Consider the following 25,138-nt stretch of genomic DNA (forward strand, 5'->3'; position numbering starts at 1 on the left):
TTTGCGCAGTGTTGCATATAGAGAATAGCTATAGTATTTCTTTAGCAAAAGTTGTTCCATTCTTGCTTGTCATAAGCTTTAGCTTAGGAGCATGCAGGAATGGGTACAACTTTTGCTGTTAGAAATACATAGCTATTTTCTTTAGCAACCGAGCAACAGAATATCATTTCTTTCGGATTGCTATTATTCTACTGGTGCTCCATCAAAATTCTTATATTGAGGTTTGTTTTTAGGATTCCCAACATCATTTTGCCCATCATGAAGTTTCTGTCTTCTTATACCCTTTTGTAGTGGATTACATGATCCAGGTTTATGTGGTCCTTCTTTAAGTGGCATACATTTCACCTCCTTTTTTATTATTTTGTGTTTATATGAAGTTTTGATACATCTAATTTTTTGGTGATTTAGGGATTAAAAAAGGTTTGAGTAATAATATTAACAAGTATTGAAAAAGATTGCATGTATACTGTATAATATTTCTTAGAATAAGATATATATTTTAAAAATAAAAAGTATGTAAAATATTTTTGAATAATTACCGAGTAATTCTAAGGAGGAATTAGTATTGGAAAACACAAAATTTCCTATCGTTATAAAGAAGAAAAACGGTATGATGATAGGCGTAGTAGCAACTGAGATAGCGGTAGGGATAATCTTTGGGTCATTAGGAGGAGGAGTAAAAAGTATTCCTATGTGGGTGCTCTTTTTTACAGGAATTGTTACGGCACTTTCAGTTTTAGTAGAATATAATCAGGATATAATAATTAAGGAAGATAAAATAGAATTTTATAAAGGCAATGATTTAATAAGATCGGTTAAGTATAGTAATGTAAAATCTATTTTTATCGGTAAAGGAAATGAGCCTAAAAATAAGAAGAAAGATTTTGTTGCAATTAGTTTTTATAAAGATGATAAGAAAAAAAATAAAAATTCTGCAGAAGATACATACTTAATTAATCCAATGGGATATTCTTCACAGGATTTTAATACAATAAAAAATATTATTACATCAAAAAATTCTACAGTAAAAATAGGTGAAAATGTAGAGAAATTCATAAAATAATACTTTAGAAATAACTCATCGAAATACGAATCATTCTTTTATTCCAGTTTCTAAGGAATTCTTATGGGTAATTCTAAGGATAGAAGTTGCATCCAAAATGCTAGCCTCAAAGACTACGCTTTGAACTAGCATTTTGGAACAACCTCTACCCTAAGAATCACGACCATAAAAATTCCTAACGAAACATTCCATAAAAGAATGATTCGTATTTCTAGTTGAGGTATACTTCTAAAGTATAAGTTTATCTCATGCCAAATTTACCCAGATGATATTGTAACAATAAGTATGATAAACCAATTAGATAAAATTGTATGAATTTTAAAATTAAAAGTTAAAGCATTTTAGCATGTAACTAAGTTTTACTTGAAAACACACTAAAATACTTTAATTTTTAGAAAACTTATCTCTTCAGTTACTATTATTTCTAAATCATTCAAATTAATTTTACTGATATTCAGAACATAATCTATAGTAGATTTATTTATACCTGAAATGATTATTGTTCAGGCAAATCGTTCAGTGATTTAAATTCATATCCATCTGCTTGAAGGGTTTTAATGATGGATTCTAGTACTTTAGTGTTTGTATCTGAAACTGCGTGTAGAAGCATTATAGATCCTGGATGAGCTCCTTTACGTATCTTTTCTACTGCATATGATTCAGATGGCTGGCTCTTTACTAACCAATCTTTATAAGCAAAGCTCCAGAATATAGTTTTATAACCTAAATCCTTTGTCATTTCTAAAGATTTTTTTGAATACTTACCCATTGGAGGTCTGAAAAACTTAGGCATATCTTGGCCAGTAAGTTCTTTAAAGGCGTCTTCTACTCCGGTAAATTCTGCAGTAAATTTTTCTTTATCACGTATTTGAGCAATGGATGGATGATGAACTGTATGATTACAAACTAAATGTCCTTCGTCAACCATACGTTTAACTAATTCAGGTTCTGTAGCTATGTAAGGTTTTACTACAAAAAAAGCAGCTGGAACATTACATGCTTTTAATATATCTAAAATCTTTCCAGTATTACCATTCTCATAGCCTTCATCAAAGGTGAGATACAAGACTTTATTCGATGTATCACCTAAGAAATAGCCGCCACTTTCTTTAAGGAAGCTAGCAGATTCTTTAGGACCCTCGGCAACCTGATCCTTTCCTTTACCAACATAGTACCAGTTAAGTTCATCCTCATCACTAAATGAGGAAAAGATATCCCTTATATTGTCAAGATCTGAAATATCTCCAAAAACTCCACCCTCTTCAAAGCACTCATTTGCATCAACATTTTCTTCCGTAGCTTTTACGCACCTAGGAGGAGACATTGCAACTAAGTTTAATACCAAAGAAAGTGCAATAATAGCTTTTATATTTTTTTTCATTAGTTTCACCTCCAAAATTAAAATAAATTAAAAAAATATATTGCATAATAGCGTCTAATCATTCATAGTATTCGAATTTACTCAAAGAATAGTCATGGTAATTTCTATATGCATTTAAACCTAAAGGAATTTTTAGTACAAACTTTATAAAATGGTTACTAATAATTCTGAAAAATTTGATTTCGGTAAGGTATTACATAAAGTTTAGGTATGTTGTTTATCTATAGGAATATAAAGTTGAAATAAAAAGTGTTCTAGAGTATAATTTTTAAAGGTATATTAAAAGTTAGGGTATATTTTGAATATCCGTAAGTAAAAGTTCGATATAAGAAAGGAATGTACATAGATGAAATTAGGTATGGTAGGTTTACCGAATGTAGGTAAAAGTACGTTGTTTAATGCGATAACAAAGGCTGGAGCTGAATCAGCTAATTATCCATTCTGTACAATTGAGCCAAACGTTGGGGTTGTAAGTGTTCCAGATAAGAGATTAGACGTTTTAGAGAAAATGTATAACACAAAGAAAAAAGTATATACAGCAATAGAGTTTTATGATATAGCAGGATTAGTTAAAGGAGCTTCAAAAGGTGAAGGATTAGGAAATAAGTTCCTATCACATATTAGAGAAGTTGCAGCAATAGTTCATGTTGTTAGATGTTTTGATGATGGAAATGTAGTTCACGTTGAAGGTTCTGTTGATCCAATAAGAGATATTGAAACTATAAATTTAGAGTTAATATTTTCAGATTTAGAAGTTCTAGAAAGAAGAATGGAAAAATCATTAAAGCTTGTAAGATCAGGAGATAAGACTGCAAAATTTGAATATGGAGTTATGGAAAGAGTTAAGGAACAGTTAGAAGCAAATAAGCCTGTTAGAACTCTAGAAGTTACTGAAGAAGAGAATGATTTTATAAAAGGTTTATTTTTAATTACTTCAAAACCAGTTTTATATGCATGTAACATTTCAGAAGATGATGTTATGGAAGGTAACTTTGATAATGATTATGTTAAGAAAGTAAAAGAATATGCATCAGCTGAAAATTCTGAAGTAATGGTAATAAGTGCTAAAATTGAAGAAGAATTATCAGGACTTGAAGATGAAGAGAAAGCTGAAATGTTATCAGAATATGGTCTAGATGAATCAGGATTAGATAAGATGGTGGAAACTAGTTACAGATTACTTGGACTTATGAGTTACTTAACAGCAGGGGTTCAAGAAGTTAGAGCTTGGACAATCAAAAGAGGAACAAAAGCACCTCAAGCAGCAGGAAAAATTCACTCAGATATTGAAAGAGGATTTATTAGGGCTGAGGTAGTTTCTTACAATGATTTAGTTGAATGTGGTTCAGAAGCAGCAGCTAAAGAAAAAGGAAAGTTCAGACTTGAAGGAAAAGAATATGTAATGGAAGATGGAGATGTAGTTAACTTTAGATTTAATGTATAAAAGTACATCTTAGTATATTCAAGAAGAGTGGGAGTTAAATTTCACTCTTTTTGTTTTCTTAATATTAATTAATGCTTAAAAGTGAATTATAGAAGTCAATTAATATGTAAGGTTAAAGAAGTTTATCTGATGAAAAACAGTAAATAAATTATTAATAAATACTTACAATCCAATGAATATAATGCAAATTGTAGATTTTTGTATTAAAGTTTGTTAAAATAGAGAACAAGTATGACTAATTACAAAAGTAAGGTGTGATTTATTCATGGAAAAACGAGTTAAAGAGTACATAAGTGCTTTAAAAGAAAATAAGTATTTTGCTCAAGCTGTAACTCTAACCAAAGAAAAGCTGAATATATTCAGAAAAAGCAAGTATTTTATTGCGAGTTTAACTGTAAGTATATGTTTAGTTGTAGCTATAGTAATGTTTGTAACAATAAAATCTACAACTGAAGCAAACAAGTATAAAACGTCTATTGCAACTAATGTTGCAGAGGAAGACTTTTATAACAAGAAATATGATGAAGCTATCGCAGAATATAATAAGCTGCAAGAAAAGGACGAATGGCCAATATGGGATGTTAAAATTGCAGATATATATTCTGTTAAAGGTGAATTTATAAAATCAAATGAAATCTTGCGAAAAGCATATGAAGCAAGGAATAAGTTCATAGACAGTAATAAAGAAAAGAAAGATAAGCTTAAAGATAAAGACATAGAATTGGCAAATTACATAGTATTCACGACAGTTATGAATGGTGAATATAAAAAAGCTGTAGAATATGGGGAAGTATTTCTACATGATTATCCTGACAATAAAAATCTATTACAAACAATGTTTACTGCTTATTTAGTAAATGGAGATAAAAATAAAGCAAAAGATATAGTAGCTAGTTATCCTAGAACTGATGAAGGTGCAGTAGATTTAGCTATTTTAGCTAGAATGAACATGCTGATAGATAATTATGACGAAGGTTTTACATTATTAAAAGATGCTTGGTATAAAGATAAAGATGAAATAAAAGTATTTGACGTTATCGCTCAAATTGCAGATTATAATGAAAATGATATCTTGGATAAAATTTCAAAATTAGAGAAAAAAGCCCCTGATGAACTTGCATATAAAATGTGGACAGCGAAAATTTATTCAATGAGCAAGGAGTCAGCAAAAAAAGCGGATGAATTAATTGGAAAAATAGAGAGTGATGATGTTGGAAACGAGAATTTGATGCTTATTAAAGCTAATATGTATCAAAACTTGGGTGAAACAGAAGAAGCTAAGACAGTTTTAGATGAATTGATAAAGAAGTATCCTAATTCATTTATAGGTTATCATGCGTCAGCATGGCAGGCTTATAATAATGAAAATTATGATGAGGCATTTAAGGATTCCGAAAAAAGTATAGTAGCCAACAGAGATTATCCAGATAATTATGGATTTTTGATACCTGAGATAATGGAGAAGCAAGATAAAATTGATGGAATAGAGCCTTATTTTAGAACTGCTTTACATAAGGAACCTTTAAACTACAATATTATAATTAAAACAGCAGAATATTATGGAAATGCGACCAAAGATACTGCTAAGGCAATGCGTTACTATGAGCTGGCTTCAAAAATTAATCCAAATGATGCAGAAGTATATTATAATATGGCATTAATACAAATTAATAACCAAAGACAAGATGATGCAATACCATTGCTAAAAAAGAGTATTTCAATAAATGATAAATTGCCTAAGTACCATAGAGCTCTTGGAACTGTATATTTAAATAAAGAGAGTAATGAACAATCTCTTAAAGAAATAAGAAGCGCTTATGCTATTGATAAAAATGATATTTTAACATTAAATAATGCAGGGTGTTATTATATCGCAGTTGATGGTGATCTAACTAGAGGTATGGTTAATTTGAAAGCAGCATATGATGGAATAAATGAAAAAACTAGTGAAGAAGATAAAGAGACAATAACTGAAAATTATAATAGGATAAGAAATCTATCAGACGCATATAATAAAAGAAATGGGGCAACATTAAAGGTTCCCGACCTTAAATTATTTTATTAATTAAAATTACTTTTGGTTGAAAAAGATCTGATTTACATGAAATGTAATATATAGTGCTAGGGGGGAAGTAATTAGATGTATCCAATTAAATTCGAAAATTTGTATTATGAAAGAATATGGGGTGGAAAGCACCTTGAGAAATTTAGAAATAATATACCAGAAGGTGTAATAGGTGAAAGCTGGGATATTGCTTGTCATAAAAATGGTACTGGTAAAGTTGAAAATGGAGAATTAAAAGGTAAGTCTTTTAACGAAATAATAGAAGTGTATGGAGAAAAACTTTTAGGAACAGAAATTGATATTAAAGAATTTCCTCTTTTAATTAAGCTTATAACTGCAGAAGATAAATTATCAGTTCAAGTTCATCCAGATGATGAATATGCTAATAGAGTTGAAAAAGATTCAGGAAAAACAGAAGCATGGTATGTAGTTGATGCAGAAGAAAATGCTTCATTAATAGTTGGAACAAAAGATTGCGATAAAGAGAAATTTAAAAAGGCAATTGAAGATGGAGATTTAGATAAGTATTTAAATAAAATTCCTGTTAAAAAGGGCGATTTTTTCTTTGTTCAAAGTGGATTGGTTCATGCTATATGTGAAGGTGTATTAATTGCTGAAATTCAACAAAATAGTGATACTACATATAGAGTTTATGACTATAATAGAGGAAGAGAAATTCATGTAGAGAAAGCATTAGAAGTAATTGATTTTTCGCTTAAGGGGGAAAATTCAAAGGGAATTACAATACCAAAAGAGGGATATGATAAGACGTACCTTTGTTTAGATGAGTATTTCACAATACAAAAATATGAAATTAATACATCTGTAAAAGAAAAAAGTGATGAGGAAAGATTTTTCCTATTTACATGCGTTGATGGTGATGGCGCTATAAAATATAGTGGTGGCGAAGAGAAAATACTTATGGGAGACAGTATTTTCATTCCTGCAACTCTTGGAGAGTATGAATTAGTAGGTGATTTTACGCTACTGAAGAGCTATGTGCCAAACGTAAAAGCTGAGGAAAAGAAACTCTTAGATATAATAGAAAAATAAAAGTAAAAAATTAAAGGAGGACTATACAGTTACTCCTTAATTTTGGTAATGAACATTATACAATAGACAAGCTGCTTTTGTAGCATAGTTTTAAATAAAATAGATTATGAACTAGGAAAATAAAATTATATAGATATGTTTTCCGAAAGTATAATGAAGTTCAAGGAAATTTCTGTATGATAAAGAGTAAATAGGGGTTACAATATATTAATAGAGTTAATATAAAATTGCTTATATTTTAAGCAATTAAATAATAGAAAGAGAGTGATATTTAAGTGGGATTAGTAGATATTATATTTATAATTAAAGCTATTATTATAGCAATAGTTGAAGGATTAACAGAATTTATTCCAGTTTCATCTACAGGGCACATGATATTAGCATCAAGCATTATGAATTTTAAAGGCCCATTTGTAGATATGTTTGAGGTTGTAATTCAACTTGGAGCAATACTTGCGGTTGTAGTATTATATTGGAAAAAGATAAAAGACAGTGTTATTGAATTTGTTACGTATATATTTTCAAAAGGCAAAGAAGGAAGGACCGGTTTTAATTTTGGAATAAATGTTATAATAGGATGTATTCCAATGTTAATAGTTGGTTTGTTGTTTTATAAAAAGATAAAAAGTTTATTTGCACCTGAGGCTGTAGTAGTTGGATTCATTGTAGGTGGTATTTTATTAATAATAATTGAAAACAGGTTTAGAAAAAATAAAAAGCATGCTACAAAAAATTTAGATAATATAACGCCAATTCAAGCTTTAAAAGTAGGTGTATTTCAAGTACTTGCAGTATGGCCAGGAATGTCAAGAAGTGCATCAACTATCATGGGTGGTTGGATCGCAGGATTATCAACACCAATAGCTGCAGAGTTTTCATTTTTCTTAGCGATTCCTGCAATGGTAGGATCATCAGCAAAGGATCTCTTGGAATTTGATTATTCTATCATGAATGCAACATTATGGATTTCTTTAATAGTAGGATTTATTGTGGCTTTTATAGTATCAATAATTGTAATGGATAAATTCGTAGCATATTTAAAGAAAAGACCAATGAGAGTATTTGCAGTTTATAGAATTGGCGCTGGTATAGTATTTGGTATACTAATGTTTTTTGGATTTTTAAAAATGTAAGTTTTTATGAAAAGAATTGAGATCATTATATGATAGCTCAATTCTTTTTTTCATTTGATCTTACATATATATTTACAGCACAAATTAAAATATTTGCTACTTACTTATCTATTATGCTTTTTTGGGTAAGCTAATCATATAAACTATGAAATATAGTTATTATATTTCAAAAAATTAATATTTATAAATTAAATTTCATAGTATGAATATGAGTAAATAAAGAAAAAATATAATAGATAATAAAACAAGAATTTGAATTCTTATTTAAAGAATGAATATATTGTAAATTAATACTTTTCAGAAATTAAAGTTTATGATATTATTAAGTAAATAGTCAGAAAATAATGATAATTTACTTTTATCAATAATTTCAAAAGAAGATTATGGTATAGGGGGATTTTAAGATGTCCAAAGATGTTAAAAAAATAGCATTATTAACCGGAGGAGGAGACTGCCCAGGATTAAATGCGGTAATAAGTTCTGTAACAAAAACAGCAATATTAAACTATGGATACGAAGTTATTGGATATAAATTCGGATATAGAGGTCTATATAACAATGATTTTATTCCGTTAGATTTATCAACCGTATCAGGTCTTATATCGCGAGGAGGAACAATACTTTATAGTTCAAACAAAGATAATTTATTTGACTATTCAGTAGAAGAAGAAGGGAAATTTGTCAAAAAGGATGTTTCGGATGTAGCGGTTGAGAATCTCAAAAAAGAAGGTGTAGACGTTTTAATTGTTATTGGTGGAGATGGTACATTAACATCAGCTAGAGATTTCGCGCGTAAAGGAGTAAATGTTATAGGTGTTCCAAAGACAATTGATAATGACTTAGGATCAACAGATATAACTTTTGGGTTTAATACTTCAATTGCTATAGCGACAGAAGCTCTAGATAGATTGCATACAACAGCAGAATCACACCATAGAATTATGATATTAGAAGTTATGGGAAGAAATGCAGGGTTTATAGCATTAGAATCGGGAATTGCTGGATCAGCGGATGTTATTTTATTACCTGAAATCCCATATGATATTAATAAAATTGTTGAGAAAATCGAGGATAGAAAAAAACACGGAAAATTATTTACCATTATAGTAGTTGCCGAAGGCGCAAAACCTAAAAATGGTGAAGTTATGGTTGCTAAAATAGTTAAAGATAGTCCAGATCCAATTAGACTTGGTGGTATTGGAAATAAATTAGCTAATGATTTAGAAGATTTAGTTAAAGATAGAGAAGTTAGATGCACAGTTCTTGGTCATATTCAAAGAGGTGGAATGACAAATACTTTTGATAGAATATTATCTACAAGATATGGTGTTGGTGCAGTAGAGCTTATAGATAAAGGTAAGTTTGGAAGCATGGTATGTTTAAAAGGTAATGAAATTACTTATGATAGTCTTGAGAATGTTATAGGAAATAACAAACAAGTAGACCCGGACGGAGAATTGGTAAGTGTAGCAAAGAAGATAGGAATATCATTTGCTGATTAATTAACTTATGAAGAGTGCTAATTTAGTAATAAATTAGTACTCATAGGATACCTAATGACATTAAGAGTATTTTTAGAAAGCGGTGGGTATTATGAAAGAAATTAAAAGATATTTAGAATCTAGAATAGGAACATATTCATTTTTCTTTGAGGATTTAGAGAGTGGATTTAGTTATGGATACAATGAAAATGTACAGATGACAAGCGCAGGGTGCATGAAATTACCAATAGCCGTATCTGTAATAAAATATATTCAAGATGAGAAGGGTTCGTTTTTAGATAGAGTTAAGATTGAAGAAGAAGATAAGGTTTATGGAACAGGAATACTCCATGAATTTGACAATAGAGAGTATACTATATTTGAATTATTAGTTGCAATGTTAATACAAAGTGACAATACAGCAGCTAATAAACTTATTGAAATAGTTGGTATTGATAACATAAATGAAGATATAATCGCTCAAGGATTAAAGAACACTAAATTAAATAGAAAGACATCAGACGAAAGAGCAACAGGTAGTGGTATTGAAAATATAACTAGTGCTTTAGACCTGGCAAGAATATGGAAACACTTATATAATTCAAGTTACTTAAACGAGAAAAATAGCACAATGCTTATAGATATATTGCAAAGACAGCAAATGAAAAATAAATTAGCTTTATATATACCTGATGACTTAAAGTTTGAAATTTCAAGTAAAACAGGAGATAAATCTAGCGTTGAAAACGATACAGCGCTAATTCATACTCAAAAAGGATCATTCACATTCACTGTTCTTTCAATGGGAATACCAAATAGCGTATATGGAACAGTAACTCTTGCTAAATGCGGTAAGATGATGTGGGATAGTATAATGAATAATTTTTAGGTATATGGAATAACAAGTCTATATTGACTTGTTATTTTTTTAATATGCCTAAATACTAATCTAACAGCTCATGGAACACTAGGAGTTATTTTAATTGTTACTTATTTCGGTAAGTTACACATAAGTCTAGTTATTATTGGGGAAATCTATAGAGTAAATTATTTATATTGACAGAGCCTCTAAGAAATGTTATTCTTACACAAAGAATAACCTTTAATTTGATTCAGAGAGATCAATAAGGAAGTTATATAATGCCAATAGTCTAGGATTATTATGCCTTCCTTTGTATAAAAGGAAGGTTTTTTTGAATATCCCTTTATATAATTTCCTCCCTTTAAATTAACACAGAGAGGTTAACAAGGAGTGATGATAAAAATGACAAAAAATATTAAACATCTAATAGAGCCTATGGACTTTACAGTAGAGGAATTAGATGAAATATTCAATTTAGCACATCAAATAATAGCACATCCAAAAGAATTTTCGCATATTTGTGACGGGAAAATTCTAGCTACATTATTCTATGAGCCAAGTACAAGAACGAGATTGAGCTTTGAAGCTGCAATGATGAGACTTGGTGGTAAAATTCTTGGGTTTTCAGAACCAAATTCAACATCAATTTCAAAAGGTGAGACTTTAGCTGATACAATCAAAATGGTGTCTATTTATTCGGATATAATAACTATGAGACATCCAAAAGAAGGTGCAGCAAAAGTTGCTAGTATCTATTCAAATGTTCCAATAATAAATGCTGGTGATGGTGGACATCAACACCCAACTCAAACTTTAGCAGATTTACTTACCATTACAAGTTTAAAAGATGGTTTAAATAATCATGTTGTTGGAATTTGCGGAGATTTAAAATTTGGAAGGACAGTACATTCGCTTATAAAAGCAATGTCTAGATACAAAAATAACAAATTTGTGTTAATATCGCCAAAAGAATTAACAATACCACAATATATAAGAGAAGAAATATTAGAGAAGAATAATATTGAATATATAGAAGTAGAAAAATTAGAAGATGTGATTGATAAGTTAGATATTCTATACATGACAAGAGTTCAAAAAGAGAGATTCTTTAATGAGGAAGAATATTTAAGATTAAGGGATAGCTACATATTAGATAATGCAAAAATGAAATTTGCTAAAGATGATATGATAGTAATGCATCCACTGCCAAGAGTAAATGAAATCGCAAGTGAAGTAGACGAAGATAGTAGAGCTTCATACTTTAAGCAAGCTGAATATGGAATGTATGTGAGAATGGCATTAATGATTAAGCTTTTGGGGGTGATGTAAAATGCTTGAAATTACGAGTATTAAGAATGGAATAGTTATTGACCATATACAAGCAGGAATGGGAGTTAAGATATTTAATTATTTAGAATTAGGCACTAATGATTGTAGTGTTGCCCTAATAATTAATGCAGATAGTAAGAAGCTTGGAAAGAAGGACATAATTAAGATAGAAAACTGTTTTGAACTTGATTATACTGTCTTAGGCCTACTCTCACCTACAATAACAATTTGTGAAGTAAAAGATGAAAATATCATCAACAAAGTTACACCAACATTACCGAATAAGGTGGAAAATATAATAAAGTGCAAAAATCCAAGTTGTATAACGAGTCAGGAAGAATACGTACCTCATTCTTTTGTTCTAGTAGATAAAGAGAATGGAAGATATAGATGCGAATATTGTGATGAAATAACAAAACTTTCAGAAATGTAGAAAAATTTAAGAGGTGTTATATGGAACTGTTAATTAAAAATGCGAGAATAGTAGATGTAACTCAAGATTTTACCGGAGACATTTATATTAAGGACGGATTAATTGAGGAAATAGGACAAAAAATCTTCAAAGAAGATGTAGAAACTCTTGATTGCCAGGGGAAGATTTTAATGCCTGCATTTATAGATACTCATGCACATTTTAGAGATCCAGGACTAACATGGAAAGAAGATATCGAAACAGGTTCTAGAGCGGCACTAAAAGGTGGGTATACAGGGGTTTGCCTTATGGCAAATACAAATCCTATATGTTCATCAAGAGAAACCTTAGAATATGTAAGAAATAAATCTAAAGAAGTTAACTTAGTAGATATTCATCAATGTTTATCAGTTACAAAGAATTTTGATGGAGTTACATTAAGCCATCTAGAGGAACTTTCAAATGATAAGGAAATTAAAGCAATTTCAGATGATGGAGTAGGGGTATCTAACTCTAATGCAATGCTTGAAGCCATGGAAATCGCTAAGAAAAATAACTGGGTTATAATGTCTCATGCTGAAAGTCCTGAATTCTCAAAAGTAGATATGAGAATAGCTGAGAATATGATGACAATAAGAGATGTAGAACTGGCTAAATTAAGCAAGGCTAGGCTTCATATGTGTCATGTGAGTACAAAAGAAGCAATAAAATGTATAATTGATGGAAAAATGAGTGGTGCAAATATAACATTAGAAGTTACACCCCATCATATTGCACTAACAAGAGATATAAATGATTATAGAGTAAATCCTCCAATAAGAGAAAAAGAGGACGTAGATGCAATAATAAATGCTATAAAACTAGGTATGGTTGATACAATAGGAACTGATCATGCTCCACATACAGCTGAAGAAAAGATGAAAGGCTCCCCTGGAATGGTTGGAATTGAAACAGCATTTTCAATCTGCTATACAAAATTAGTTAAACAGAATAATATATCTTTAAATAAATTAAGTGAGCTAATGTCTTATAATCCAGCAAAGCTTTTAGGAATGAATAAAGGAAAAATCAGCGTTGGAGTAGAAGGAGATCTGGTTCTAGTAGATACTAATAAAAGCCTAACTGTAAATCCAGAAGAATTTGCATCAAAAGGAAAAAATACACCATTTACTGGAATGGAATTCTATGGAGAAGTTTTCATGACAATAAAAGGTGGAGAGATTAAATTTATTAAAAGTGAATAATGAATAATGAATGATAAAGGGAGAGATTCCAAAGGAATTTCTATAAATAAAATTAAATTAAGAAATTACGAAGTAAAAAGTGAGAATCGAAATTTTATATTTCGCTCTTCGAACTTTCTCTGTGAGCTTCAACCTTAATTATTCATCATTAATCATTCATTTAAAGAAGGGTGATTTAAATGACAAGTTACATAATTGATAAGTTATACAATAGAGTTGAAGAAAGAGGAGTAGTTTGTGTAGGATTAGATACTGCATTAAGCTATGTTCCAGATCATATAAAAGAAGGTAGAACTGACAGTGAAGCTATCTTTGAATTCAATAAACAAATAATAGATGCGACGTGGGATGTATCAGCATGCTTTAAGGTGCAGATTGCTTACTATGAAGCATTAGGATTAGAAGGATTAATTGCATATAAAAAGACTTTAGATTATTTAAGAGAGAAAGATGAAATTATAATAGCTGATATTAAAAGAGGCGATATAGCAGCAACAGCAACTATGTACGCAAAGGCTCATTTTGAAGGGGACTTTGAGGCAGATTTTATAACGCTAAGTCCATATATGGGAATGGACAGTATTGAACCATACTTGCCTTATTTAGAAAAAGGCAACAAAGGTGTGTTTAGCTTAGTTAGAACATCAAATCCAGGTGCAGAAGATATTGAATACTTAGATACTACTGAAAGTAAAAAAGTTTATGAAGTTGTAGCAGATAAGATAACTGAAATGGGGAAAAACTATACTGGAAATTGCGGATACACTGCAATTGGCGGTGTTATTGGATGTACACATGTGGAAGAAGGAAAGAAAATAAGATCAAACTATAGCAATATGTTTTTCTTAATACCAGGATATGGTGCGCAAGGTGGGAAAGCTGAAGATGTTGCACTATACTTAAATAATGGAAATGGTGGAGTTGTAAATTCTTCAAGAGGAATACTTCTTGCTTATAAAAAAGATAATAGGGCAGAAGAGTTTGCTTTATGCGCTAGAGAAGAAGCTATAAAGATGAGAGATGCAATAAGGGAAGCAGTAAAGAGTATATAAATATTACATTAAAGATAACTTAAGGAGGCGTAGTTATGGCTATAACTTACAGAAATGCAAAAGTGGTTTCAAACAAAGAGATCTCAAAAGATATATATAAATTGGTAGTTGAAGATGATGCAGAAATAAAGGCAGGTCAATTTTATATGTTAAAACTAAATGGTGCAACATTTCTGCCAAGACCAATAAGTATATGTGAAAAATCTGAGAACAAACTAACATTTTTATATGCTGTTGTAGGAAACGGAACTAAAGAATTTACAAAGCTAAAAGAAGATGATCAAATAAGCTTAACAGGGCCTCTTGGAAATGGGTTTGATTTAGAAAAAGAGTATAACAAGGTAGCATTAGTTTCAGGCGGAATAGGAACGGCACCAATGCTGGAACTCGCGAAAAAACTAAGAAAGAGAAATCCAGATCAAAAAATAGACATATATGTAGGTTTTAGAGATGATGTTTACTTAATTGATGAGTTAAAAGAATATGTAAATGAAGTTTATATATCAACAAATACAGGAAAACATGGTAATAAAGGATTTGTTACAGATATTTTAAAACCAGAAGATTATGATACAGTTTTATGTTGTGGACCAGAAATCATGATGAAAAAAGTTATAGATATGTGTAAAGAAAAGAATGTTGCTGTATATGTGTCTATGGAAAAACATATGGCATGTGGAGTTGGTGCGTGTTTAGTCTGCACGTGTAAGACAAAAGATGGTCACAAGAGAACTTGTAAAGATGGTCCGATTTTTGATGGATACCATGTTGAATTATAATAACCAAAGGAGGAAAATAATATGATGAAAGTAATTATTAATAATGTAGAATTTAAAAATCCTGTAATAGCTGCATCAGGAACCTTTGGTTTTGGTGAAGAATTTAATGATTTTTATGATGTTGGAATTCTTGGAGGAATATCTTCTAAGGGACTTACAATAAACCCTAAGCAAGGGAACGAAGGAATAAGAGTATATGAGACTCCATCAGGAATGATGAATTCAGTTGGATTACAAAATCCAGGAATAGATGCATTTATAGAAAAGGAACTTCCTAAAATGAAGAAGTACGGAACTAATGTTATAGCTAATATTGGTGGTGGCTGTTTAGAAGATTATGAAGCAGCTGTAAGTAAAATTAATAACAGCGATGTTGATATGATTGAACTTAACATTTCTTGTCCAAATGTAAAGCATGGGGGAATGGCTTTTGGAATTAAATCAAAAGTTGCATATGATGTTGTTAAAGAAATTAAAGCCATGACTAATAAGCCGCTAATGGTTAAGTTATCACCTAATGCAGAAGATATAGTAGATATGGCCTTAAAGTGCCAAGAAGCAGGAGCAGATTCTATTTCATTAATAAATACATTAAAGGGAATGGCTATAGATGTATATAAAAGAAAGCCAGTATTTAATAATGTAACGGCAGGTCTTTCGGGACCAGCAGTAAAACCAATTGCACTTAGAATGGTGTATGAAGTAGCTAAAGCAGTTGATATTCCAGTTATAGGCCTTGGAGGGATATCTAATGGAAGAGATGCTATAGAATTCATGATGGCGGGAGCAAGTGCGGTGCAAATAGGAACAATTAACTTTGTGAATCCTATGGCTGGAAAAGAAATAATTGAAGAAATGGAAAGTTTTTTAAAAGAACAAGGTATTAGGGATATTAACGAGATTGTAGGAATAATATAGAAACATAATAATACAGAGTTTAAGTATATCAACATATATTGGAGGAATTATTAATGAAAGCATATAAAAAAGAGTTTATAGATTTTATGATAGAATGTGGAGTATTAACATTTGGAGATTTTGTTACTAAGAGTGGAAGAAAGACTCCATTCTTTGTTAATACAGGCAACTATCAAACAGGAAGCCAATTAAAAAGACTTGGAGAATTTTATGCAGAAGCTATAAAAGAAAACTTTGGAGACGATTATGATGTATTATTCGGACCAGCATACAAAGGGATTCCGCTAGGTGTCACAACATCTATTGCACTGTCTAGCTCATTTGATATTGATGTGAGATATTGCTCAAACAGAAAAGAAGTAAAAGATCATGGAGATACAGGAATTCTTTTAGGAAGTAAATTAAATGATGGAGATAAAGTATTAATAGTTGAAGATGTTACAACAGCAGGAACTTCAATTTATGAAACTATGCCAATATTAAAAAGCCAAGCAGATGTTAATGTTAAAGGTCTTATAATATCAGTAGATAGAATGGAAAGAGGTCAAGGAGAACAATCAGCACTAGTTGAAATAAGAGAAAAATTCGGATTTAAAACTTGTGCTATAGTAACAATGGCTGAAGTTATAGAATACTTATACAACAAAGAAATTAACGGAACTATACTTATAACAGATGAAGTAAAAGCAAGAATAGACGAATATTACAAACAATATGGCGCAAAATAAAAATACTTGCAGTGTGATGGTACTTTAAGATTACTGCCAAAAAAACGAAATGGAATAGATGTGTTTGCTTCGGTTCTTTGAAGATTTTACTGGATGATTCTAAGATTATAAGTTGTACCCAAAGTGCTTGCTTCAAGGGCTACGCCTTGAACAAGCATCTTTGGAACAACTTATAATCTAGAATCACAGCCAGCAAAATCTTCTAATGAACGCTGCGCAAAAACATCTATTCCATTTCTTTGTTTAGTGTAAATTTAAAATAAATTATATTTAAGCAAGTATTTTTATATTTTTCCCGCTAGGGGTATCTTTAATGAAGGGTGTTTACAGTCTTTAAAAAAATTTATATACTTTTAATATACGAAACATATGAAATTGAAAAAAGGTATATGTGAAATACTTATAGTTATATCAATACAAAGAAATAGAATACATATATGTGGAGTCAGGCATTGAAAAATAAGCTGCTGGAGTATCTTAATGGGAAGTTGTTCCACTTCCGCTTGTCCTGTGCTTGTCACAGGAACACGCAGAAGTGGTGCAACTTTCCATTTAGATATTCCCAGCGAAATTTTTTACAGTCCTGCGGAACATATATGTATTTAATTTCGGTTGTTCATTGCTTCGCTTTAAGTTGTGATCAAATACAGTTAGAAGGAGGGCTTATGAATATTTTAATTACTAATGACGATGGAATAAATGCTCCAGGAATAATTGCTTTGGCTAAGGAGATTTCTAAAGAGCATAAGGTAATAATTGTTGCACCAAGGGAACAGAAGAGTGCTTCCAGCCATTCTATTTCAATACACAGTCCTATTAAAATAAAGGAAGAATTTATTGAAGGTTTAGATTGCAAGGCCTATAGTGTAGTAGGAACTCCTGCTGATTGCACTCAAGTTGGATTGTCATTTTTAAAGGAAAATATAGATGTTGTGATATCAGGTATAAATAAAGGGCCTAATGTTGGGACTGATATTTTATATTCTGGCACGGTTTCAGCTGCTATAGAAGGTGCTATATACGGAGTTTCATCAATTGCAGTCTCAATGGATGTTGATTATGAAAAAGATGATGAGAATTATTCAAAGGCTGTAAAATGGGCTATAAAGGTTTTAAATATAGCGAAGGAAAAATACATGGAAAGTGATGTAGTTCTAAATCTTAATATTCCGAATTTAGATGAAAGAGATATAAAGGGAATTAAAATTTGCAAGATTGGAAAATCCACTTATAAGACGGAATATATCCTTTTAGAAAGTAATGAAGAAGGCGATTTATATACAACAAAAGGAACAAGAAATGATATAGAAAAAGATGAAACGGACTTATACTATTTATCAAAAGGCTACGTTACTCTAACGCCACTTCATTTTGATTTCACAAACTTTGATATATTAGAAAAGGTAAAAGGAATTTTTGAAATATAGATAACTCAACTATAACTTAGACTTATGCATATAACTAACCGAAAGAGAAGGTACTCTGTTTCTCGGTTGCTAGAAAAAAGTAACTGTGGATTTCTACCAGCAAAAGTTGCACCATTCCTGCTTGCTCCTTAGGCAAGCTAATGACAAGCAGGAATGGAACAACTTTTACTGAAGAAATACCTACAGTTATTTTGGTACTGTATATAGTGTAAATACTACCCAAGAAATAAGGTTAGTATTTGCACTTATTTTATTTATAATTAAGGGAGTAATTGGTCTGACGACAGCTATTTTGGATTAATAACATCCGTTTGAGAAACTGTCAGCCATCCTTTATTATAAAAATTCGATTAAGCAGGTTGAAACCTTAGAGGCTTTCGTGTAACTAACCAAAATGAATTCTAATAAGTGTAGATGGGTACAATTACGAAAAAAATATATCTGGAGGTCACTTATGATAAGTGTAGGAATTGATGTATCAAAAGAAAAAAGTACAGTATGTATATTGAAACCATGCGGCGAGATTGTTAAATCTCCATATGAGGTTACTCATACAGAAAATCATCTATTGGAATTAACATCATTGATAAAATGTTTTAATGAAGAAGTAAGAGTCGTAATGGAAGCGACAGGAACTTATCATTTGCCAGTACTTAGTTTTCTTAAAGAGCATGGTATTTTTGTAACTATTATTAATCCACTAGTAATGAAAAAATATGCAAGTATAGTTCTTAGAAAAGGAAAAACAGATAAGTTAGATGCTATAAAGATTGCTAGCTATGGAATAGATAACTGGTTTCATTTAGTTAACTATGAATCAAGTGAAGATGTTTATAATGAACTACGTCTTCTTGGAAGACAATACAGTCACTACATAAAACTCAGGGTAGAAAGTAAATTATCATTAACTTCAATGCTTGACCATACAATGCCAGGAATTAAAAAAATGCTACAAAATCGATCTGATAAACCCGAAAAAGATAAATTAAATGATTTCGTTGAAGAATACTGGCACTATGATAACATTGCAGTAAAAAGTAAGGAACAGTTTATTAATAGTTATAAAAATTGGGCAAAAAAGAAGGGATACCAACAAAGCGAAGCGAAAGCCATAAAGATATATGACTTGGCTCAACAAGGAATCCCTACTCTATCTTCCAATGCCCCATCGACCAAAATGTTAGTATTGGAAGCTGTTAGAGTTCTTCGTGAAGTAGATAAAACTCTTGCATTGATTTTATCACAAATGCAAGAATTAGCAAAGTCTCTAAAGGAGTATGCTGTTGTTCGTGAAATGGGTGGAGTAGGTGACATTATTGCACCAAGACTAATAGCAGAAATAGGCGATATCAGAAGATTTCATAGCGGAAAAGCTTTAATAGCATATGCAGGCATTGATGCGCCACCATATCAATCAGGGCAATTTAACGGAACGCGAAGGAGAATATCTAAGAGAGGTTCTGCTACATTAAGAAAAACTGGATTTGAAATAATGAAATATTTAAAAATTAATAAACCTGAGAGTAATTCAGTATATTTATTTATACTAAAAAAAGAGGCGGAAGGAAAAGCTTCAAAAGTAGCAAAAATTGCTGGATTAAATAAATTTTTAAGAATATATTATGCTAGAATAAAAGAAGTATATAAATAGAATCTAATTTAATAATCGGAAGCTTGGACCAGAAAAATAGCTGGTCTAATTAGTATGCAATAAAATATAAAAAATAATTAAAAAACCTGCTATAAAAAGTATTGACTTTCATTAGCAGGTTTCTCAATGCAACACTACGAAAAAGAGTACCGTCTCTTTCTGATATGGAAAGTATTTCAAAGTATAAATCAAACTCTTAGTTGGGATATCTATAATAAGGAAATTTTAGTTTGGGAAACCCATATAACATTATAAACAAATAGCCTTCATCCCTGATGTTTCCTATAAATATTTATATATTTTCATATTTATCTATAAAAATATTTTTATAGGAACCTATATAAATTTAAAGAAAGATATATTTAAAGATATGTACCTTTAAATATATCTTTCTTTAAAACTATTTTTGTATAAATATATTTTTATATAAAACTATATTCATATGAATATTTTATACTTTATGTATAACACGTTGCTTCAACCGTTGATACCAGAAATAAGCTTCTATAATTTACCCAATCGAACCTAATATTCGAATTAAGTATTTATGCAGGCAACCAAATTGTAAGTTTGATTTATGATTTGAAATTTATATCATACCAGAAAGAGAAGGTGCTCTTTTACGCAGTGTTTCATTGAGAATTTGGCTGTAGGATTTCTTCAGTAGAAGTTGTTCCAGATGTGCTTGTCCTTTGCTTGTCAAAGGAGCATGCATAACTGGGTACAACTTCTACTGCTAAGTGAGAATCCAAATCTTGTATTTGGTTACTCGAACTTACTCAGCGAACGAATGTGAGTCGAGTTTCATCTTTCCACAGCCAAATTCTCTAGAAACCGAGTAACAGAGCACCTTCTCTTTCGGCGAGTTATCGCATAAGTCTAAATTATGGCTATTTATCTATAAGTTCGTTAATGTGAACAGTAGTATATTCATTATCTTTTAGATCTTTAACTATCTTTTGCAATGGTGAATTTTCATCATAATTTACATTTATTTTAGTACCATTTATGCTAAAGTTTATATAATCTATTTCTATAGATGGATGATAGTAAAAACTATTAAGTATGTCAGGATCATCTTCGTTAAGCTTGTCTATTATACGGGTAGTATCAGTTGAAGGGTCTGATATACGACCTAACGGTGTTGGAACGTATAAATGATAATTGTCTGGTTTATAAATATTCTTCTTTGAATAATCGTAAGGTTCATATATAAATTGAAAATACTCGCTAATTATTTTCTTCTGTTGATCTGTATCTCGATAATGAGGACTTTCATAATATGAAATAGGAATATTCAAAGCACTTGCAGTGTCTATACCTTTCTCAATTACAGCTCTGGTTTCAGATTCTGTACTATTTACGTCCTTAGACATTTCTTCACCAGTTCCGCTTGCATCATTTCCTGATTGATGGGTATATCCATGTAACCCAATTGCTCCGCCTTTGTTAATCATATAATCTAGTACATCTACAAAGCCCACATTTGTTATATTGTTAGTCACCAGTAAATCGTTATCGAAATTAGCTGAAGGAACCACAAATCTTGGCATCCATGAAACATGAAACTTCATGCCATTTGAGTAAAGAAAATTTGTTATAAGTTTTATCTTTGTTTGATTTTTATCTACAATATTTGAATATCCGCAGCCGAAATCCTCTAATCTAATTAATGCAACTTTATCTGAATATAGAATTGAAGATTCCTCTGGAGGTTTAACATTGTTTGGAAGTAGACTTACCTTTTTGTTTTGAAAGTCAAATACGGCAAATAAATCAAATATTTCTTCTATATCCGAAATTGAAATATAGTAGCTTCCGTTACTATTTATTAAATTACCTCGAAGAGAACCTGTCTTAGAATTTTTTTCATAAGAAGTTTCGGTTAATGAAATATTATTCTCTTTATTAGTTATTGAGATAGAATCATTTGAGCTATCCAAAGTATAGTTAAGTTTAGTGCAAATGAAACTAAGCGGTATATAATATCTTTGAGCTTTAAGAAGCATAGGAACATTGGAGATGTTAGTTTCGCTTAATATATCCAACTTAATACCTGAAACCTTTGTCACGGCTCTATCTGTAAAGTTTAGTTTTGACGTATAGATACTTTTAAAGTTTGGTTCTGGAAGCAAGTTTGAGTATAAGGTTTTATTAATGATCGTAACATTTTTTTTGAAGAAATTAAAATAAGAAAGAATCTCATAAGTGATACTCATAAATAAAAATAGTCCTAAAAAAGAAAATATAAAGGTTTTTCTATTTCGTTGCATATGTTTTTTTCTCTCCTTTTAATTATGTATAAATGGTTTATGTAAGAAAATTATACCACTTTTATGTGTCAATTGTGCTTTGAAAATGTTAAAACTATGTTATATTTTTAAGAAAGGGTTGACAATAAAAATATAATAATATTTATTAAATGCAAATACGAAGATATGCTAATTGAAAGTGTGTTATAAAATAAACAAACTTTAATAGATATTAGAATGTATAAATTAAATCTTGTAATGCCATAATATATTTACCAGTACTACCAATATGATCTAAAAAAATAGAATATTATAATAAATAAGGTTAGAGTATCCAGTATACAGAGAATTATTTTACATATTAAAACATAATTTAATAACAACATATTGTAATATTCTATACAATGTATATACTATATATTGTATAGAGGCTCGAAAAAAGATTTTTGGTTAAAACTATATAAAAAAGAAAAAATGAAAATTAATACTAATTGATAAAAGATATCATTGACAAAAGTTAAAATTGGATATAAAATAAATATATAGATTAATTGATTAAAATTTAACAAAGTTTTAATGCAAAGTATAAAGGAGGAAAACAAATGTTTAAACAATGGGAAGGTTTCAAAGGTGGAACTTGGCAAGAAGGTATAGATGTAAGAAACTTTATACAAAAGAATTACAAATCATATGAAGGAGATGCAAGTTTCCTTGAAGATAAAACTGAAAAAACAAGTAAAGTATGGGCAAAAGCTTATGATTTAATAGTGGAAGAAGTTAAAAAAGGAATTATAGATGTTGCAACAGATAGAGTATCAGGAATTGATAATTATGATGCTGGATATATAGATAGAGATAACGAAGTTATAGTTGGACTTCAAACAGATGCTCCACTTAAGAGAATTGTAAATCCATTTGGTGGATTGAGAATGGTTCAAAGCTCTCTAAAAGAATATGGATATGAGCTAGATAAGAATATCGAAGAGTATTTTCCAAAATACAGAAAAACTCACAATGAGGGTGTATTTGATGGATATACAAGGGAAATAAGAGCTGCAAGAAGTGCAGGATTATTAACTGGTCTTCCAGATGCTTATGGTAGAGGAAGAATAATAGGTGACTATAGAAGAGTGGCCCTTTATGGTATAGACTACTTAATTGAAGAAAAGAAAAAGGATCTTGATAACCTAAATGGTGATATGCTTGACGAATTAATAAGAAAAAGAGAAGAAGTTTCTACGCAGATTAGAGCTTTAGGTGAAGTGAAATCAATGGCAGCTAAATATGGAATTGATATATCTAAGCCAGCAGAAAATGCAAAAGAAGCTGCTCAGCATTTATACTTTGGATACTTAGCGGGTATTAAAGAAAACAATGGTGCTGCAACTTCATTTGGAAGAACTTCTACTTTCTTAGATGTTTATATCGAAAGAGATTTAGAAGCAGGATTAATTACAGAAAAAGAAGCTCAAGAAATAGTAGATCAATTAATTATAAAATTAAGATTAGTTAGACACTTGAGAACTCCAGAATATAATGAGTTATTCGGTGGGGATCCAACTTGGGTAACAGAATCAATTGGAGGTATGGGCATAAACGGTAAGTCACTTGTTACTAAGAACTCATTTAGATATCTTCATACTTTAATAAACTTAGGAACATCAGCTGAACCGAACCTTACAGTTTTATGGTCAGATAAACTTCCAGAGAACTTTAAGAAATATTGTGCAGAAATCTCAATAAAAACAGATTCTATTCAATATGAAAATGATGAAGTTATGAGACCAGTATATGGTGATGATTATGCAATAGCTTGCTGTGTATCAGCAATGAAAGTTGGTAAGCAAATGCAATTCTTTGGAGCTAGAGCAAATATAGCTAAATCACTTTTATATGCTATAAATGGTGGAGTAGATGAATTAAAAGGCATTAAGGTAGTGCCAGGAATTCCAAAACTTACAGATGAAGAAGTTCTTGATTTTGATAAAGTTAAAGCAAATTATGATAAGGTAATGGAATATGTAGCTAAAGTTTACGTAGATACAATGAATATAATTCACTTTATGCATGATAAATACGCTTATGAAGCAAGTCAAATGGCACTTCATGATACAGCAGTTGAAAGATTAATGGCATTTGGTATTGCAGGACTTTCAGTAGCTATAGATTCATTATCAGCAATTAAATATGCAAAAGTTAAACCTATAAGAAATGAAGCAGGTATAGCAATAGATTTTGAAGTTGAAGGAGATTTCCCTAAATACGGAAATGATGATGATAGAGCAGATGATTTAGGTGTAGCATTAGTTACTAAGTTCTCAAATGAGCTTAAGAAACACCCATTATATAGAGATGCGAAGCATACATTATCAGCACTTACAATAACATCAAATGTAATGTATGGTAAGAAAACAGGTACAACTCCAGATGGTAGAAAGAAGGGTGAACCTTTAGCACCAGGAGCAAATCCAATGCATGGAAGAGATATAAATGGAGCATTGGCATCACTTAATTCTGTAGCTAAGATTCCATACAATGAAATCTGCCAAGATGGTGTATCTAATACATTCTCAATAGTTCCAGATGCACTTGGAAAAGATGAACACCAAAAAGTTAACAACTTAGTGGCAATACTTGATGGATACTTCACTCAAGGTGCTCATCACTTAAATGTTAATGTTCTTAACAGACAAACATTAATTGATGCTATGGAAAATCCAGATAAGTACCCAACACTTACAATTAGAGTTTCAGGATATGCGGTTAACTTCAGTAGATTATCAAAAGAACAACAATTAGAAGTTATAAGCAGAACTTTCCACCAAAGCATCTAATTGCAGTTATAGCGATATAAATTATAAAAA

20 protein-coding genes are annotated in these 25,138 nt (G+C 30.5%); 17 read left to right on the forward strand and 3 right to left on the reverse strand.

All coding sequences use genetic code 11. The features are described 5' to 3' along the window. Positions 1–183: 183 nt before the first annotated feature. Entirely contained in the window at positions 184–336 is a 153-nt protein-coding gene (locus tag D2A34_RS26590; protein ID WP_169896751.1) for a clostri-philic family protein, read from the reverse strand. Positions 337–565: 229 nt separating this feature from the next. Here D2A34_RS26590 and D2A34_RS06780 point away from each other — a divergent pair, with 229 nt between their 5' ends. Then, positions 566–1,063 carry a hypothetical protein gene (locus D2A34_RS06780; RefSeq protein ID WP_079438156.1) on the forward strand — a complete coding sequence of 166 codons (498 nt, stop codon included), beginning with the start codon at positions 566–568 and terminating at the stop codon, positions 1,061–1,063. A gap of 496 nt (positions 1,064–1,559) precedes the next feature. Here the strand turns inward: D2A34_RS06780 and pdaA are convergent, their stop codons facing one another. After that, a complete protein-coding gene (gene pdaA / locus D2A34_RS06785) occupies positions 1,560–2,444 on the reverse strand; it encodes a delta-lactam-biosynthetic de-N-acetylase (RefSeq protein ID WP_119366119.1) in 885 nt (294 codons plus the stop codon). A 346-nt stretch (positions 2,445–2,790) separates the two neighbouring features. Here pdaA and ychF point away from each other — a divergent pair, with 346 nt between their 5' ends. From ychF to D2A34_RS06860, 15 genes are all read left to right on the forward strand, one after another. After that, positions 2,791–3,888 carry a redox-regulated ATPase YchF gene (gene ychF / locus D2A34_RS06790; RefSeq protein ID WP_079438154.1) on the forward strand — a complete coding sequence of 366 codons (1,098 nt, stop codon included), beginning with the start codon at positions 2,791–2,793 and terminating at the stop codon, positions 3,886–3,888. Positions 3,889–4,153: 265 nt separating this feature from the next. Then, a complete protein-coding gene (locus tag D2A34_RS06795) occupies positions 4,154–5,953 on the forward strand; it encodes a tetratricopeptide repeat protein (RefSeq protein WP_119366120.1) in 1,800 nt (599 codons plus the stop codon). A gap of 75 nt (positions 5,954–6,028) precedes the next feature. After that, positions 6,029–7,006, forward strand: coding sequence for a type I phosphomannose isomerase catalytic subunit (locus D2A34_RS06800; RefSeq protein ID WP_079438152.1), 978 nt, complete (start codon positions 6,029–6,031; stop codon positions 7,004–7,006). A gap of 275 nt (positions 7,007–7,281) precedes the next feature. Next, entirely contained in the window at positions 7,282–8,139 is an 858-nt protein-coding gene (locus D2A34_RS06805; RefSeq protein WP_119366121.1) for an undecaprenyl-diphosphate phosphatase, read from the forward strand. A gap of 404 nt (positions 8,140–8,543) precedes the next feature. Continuing rightward, positions 8,544–9,641, forward strand: a complete 1,098-nt coding sequence (locus D2A34_RS06810; RefSeq protein ID WP_119366122.1) for a 6-phosphofructokinase — start codon at positions 8,544–8,546, stop codon at positions 9,639–9,641. 91 nt (positions 9,642–9,732) lie between these two features. After that, a complete protein-coding gene (locus D2A34_RS06815; RefSeq protein WP_119366123.1) occupies positions 9,733–10,509 on the forward strand; it encodes a serine hydrolase in 777 nt (258 codons plus the stop codon). A gap of 375 nt (positions 10,510–10,884) precedes the next feature. Further along, entirely contained in the window at positions 10,885–11,811 is a 927-nt protein-coding gene (pyrB, locus tag D2A34_RS06820) for an aspartate carbamoyltransferase (RefSeq protein ID WP_119366124.1), read from the forward strand. A gap of 1 nt (position 11,812) precedes the next feature. After that, entirely contained in the window at positions 11,813–12,244 is a 432-nt protein-coding gene (locus D2A34_RS06825) for an aspartate carbamoyltransferase regulatory subunit (RefSeq protein WP_079442095.1), read from the forward strand. A gap of 20 nt (positions 12,245–12,264) precedes the next feature. Further along, the gene (locus D2A34_RS06830) at positions 12,265–13,467 is read left to right on the forward strand and encodes a dihydroorotase (RefSeq protein WP_119366125.1); all 1,203 of its coding nucleotides are present in this window, start codon (positions 12,265–12,267) and stop codon (positions 13,465–13,467) included. Positions 13,468–13,646: 179 nt separating this feature from the next. After that, positions 13,647–14,519 (forward strand): orotidine-5'-phosphate decarboxylase, encoded by an 873-nt coding sequence (gene pyrF / locus D2A34_RS06835; protein WP_119366126.1) that lies wholly within the window; start codon positions 13,647–13,649, stop codon positions 14,517–14,519. A gap of 35 nt (positions 14,520–14,554) precedes the next feature. Beyond that, positions 14,555–15,298, forward strand: coding sequence for a dihydroorotate dehydrogenase electron transfer subunit (locus D2A34_RS06840; protein WP_119366127.1), 744 nt, complete (start codon positions 14,555–14,557; stop codon positions 15,296–15,298). 21 nt (positions 15,299–15,319) lie between these two features. After that, on the forward strand, positions 15,320–16,216 hold the full coding sequence (locus D2A34_RS06845; RefSeq protein WP_119366128.1) for a dihydroorotate dehydrogenase: 897 nt from the start codon (positions 15,320–15,322) through the stop codon (positions 16,214–16,216). Between the two features lie 53 nt (positions 16,217–16,269). Continuing rightward, positions 16,270–16,944, forward strand: a complete 675-nt coding sequence (gene pyrE, locus D2A34_RS06850) for an orotate phosphoribosyltransferase (RefSeq protein WP_119366129.1) — start codon at positions 16,270–16,272, stop codon at positions 16,942–16,944. A 665-nt stretch (positions 16,945–17,609) separates the two neighbouring features. Continuing rightward, positions 17,610–18,371, forward strand: coding sequence for a 5'/3'-nucleotidase SurE (gene surE, locus D2A34_RS06855; protein ID WP_119366130.1), 762 nt, complete (start codon positions 17,610–17,612; stop codon positions 18,369–18,371). Positions 18,372–18,825: 454 nt separating this feature from the next. Beyond that, the gene (locus D2A34_RS06860; protein WP_119365626.1) at positions 18,826–20,022 is read left to right on the forward strand and encodes an IS110 family RNA-guided transposase; all 1,197 of its coding nucleotides are present in this window, start codon (positions 18,826–18,828) and stop codon (positions 20,020–20,022) included. An 890-nt stretch (positions 20,023–20,912) separates the two neighbouring features. On the opposite strand, the gene D2A34_RS06865 is transcribed toward D2A34_RS06860, so the two are convergent. Continuing rightward, a complete protein-coding gene (locus D2A34_RS06865; RefSeq protein WP_119366131.1) occupies positions 20,913–22,295 on the reverse strand; it encodes a DUF2334 domain-containing protein in 1,383 nt (460 codons plus the stop codon). 581 nt (positions 22,296–22,876) lie between these two features. Here D2A34_RS06865 and pflB point away from each other — a divergent pair. Continuing rightward, positions 22,877–25,108, forward strand: coding sequence for a formate C-acetyltransferase (gene pflB / locus D2A34_RS06870; protein WP_119366132.1), 2,232 nt, complete (start codon positions 22,877–22,879; stop codon positions 25,106–25,108). Positions 25,109–25,138: the final 30 nt, after the last annotated feature.

The sequence above is a fragment of the Clostridium chromiireducens genome (assembly GCF_003575225.1).
Classification (GTDB): Bacteria; Bacillota; Clostridia; order Clostridiales; family Clostridiaceae; genus Clostridium; species Clostridium chromiireducens.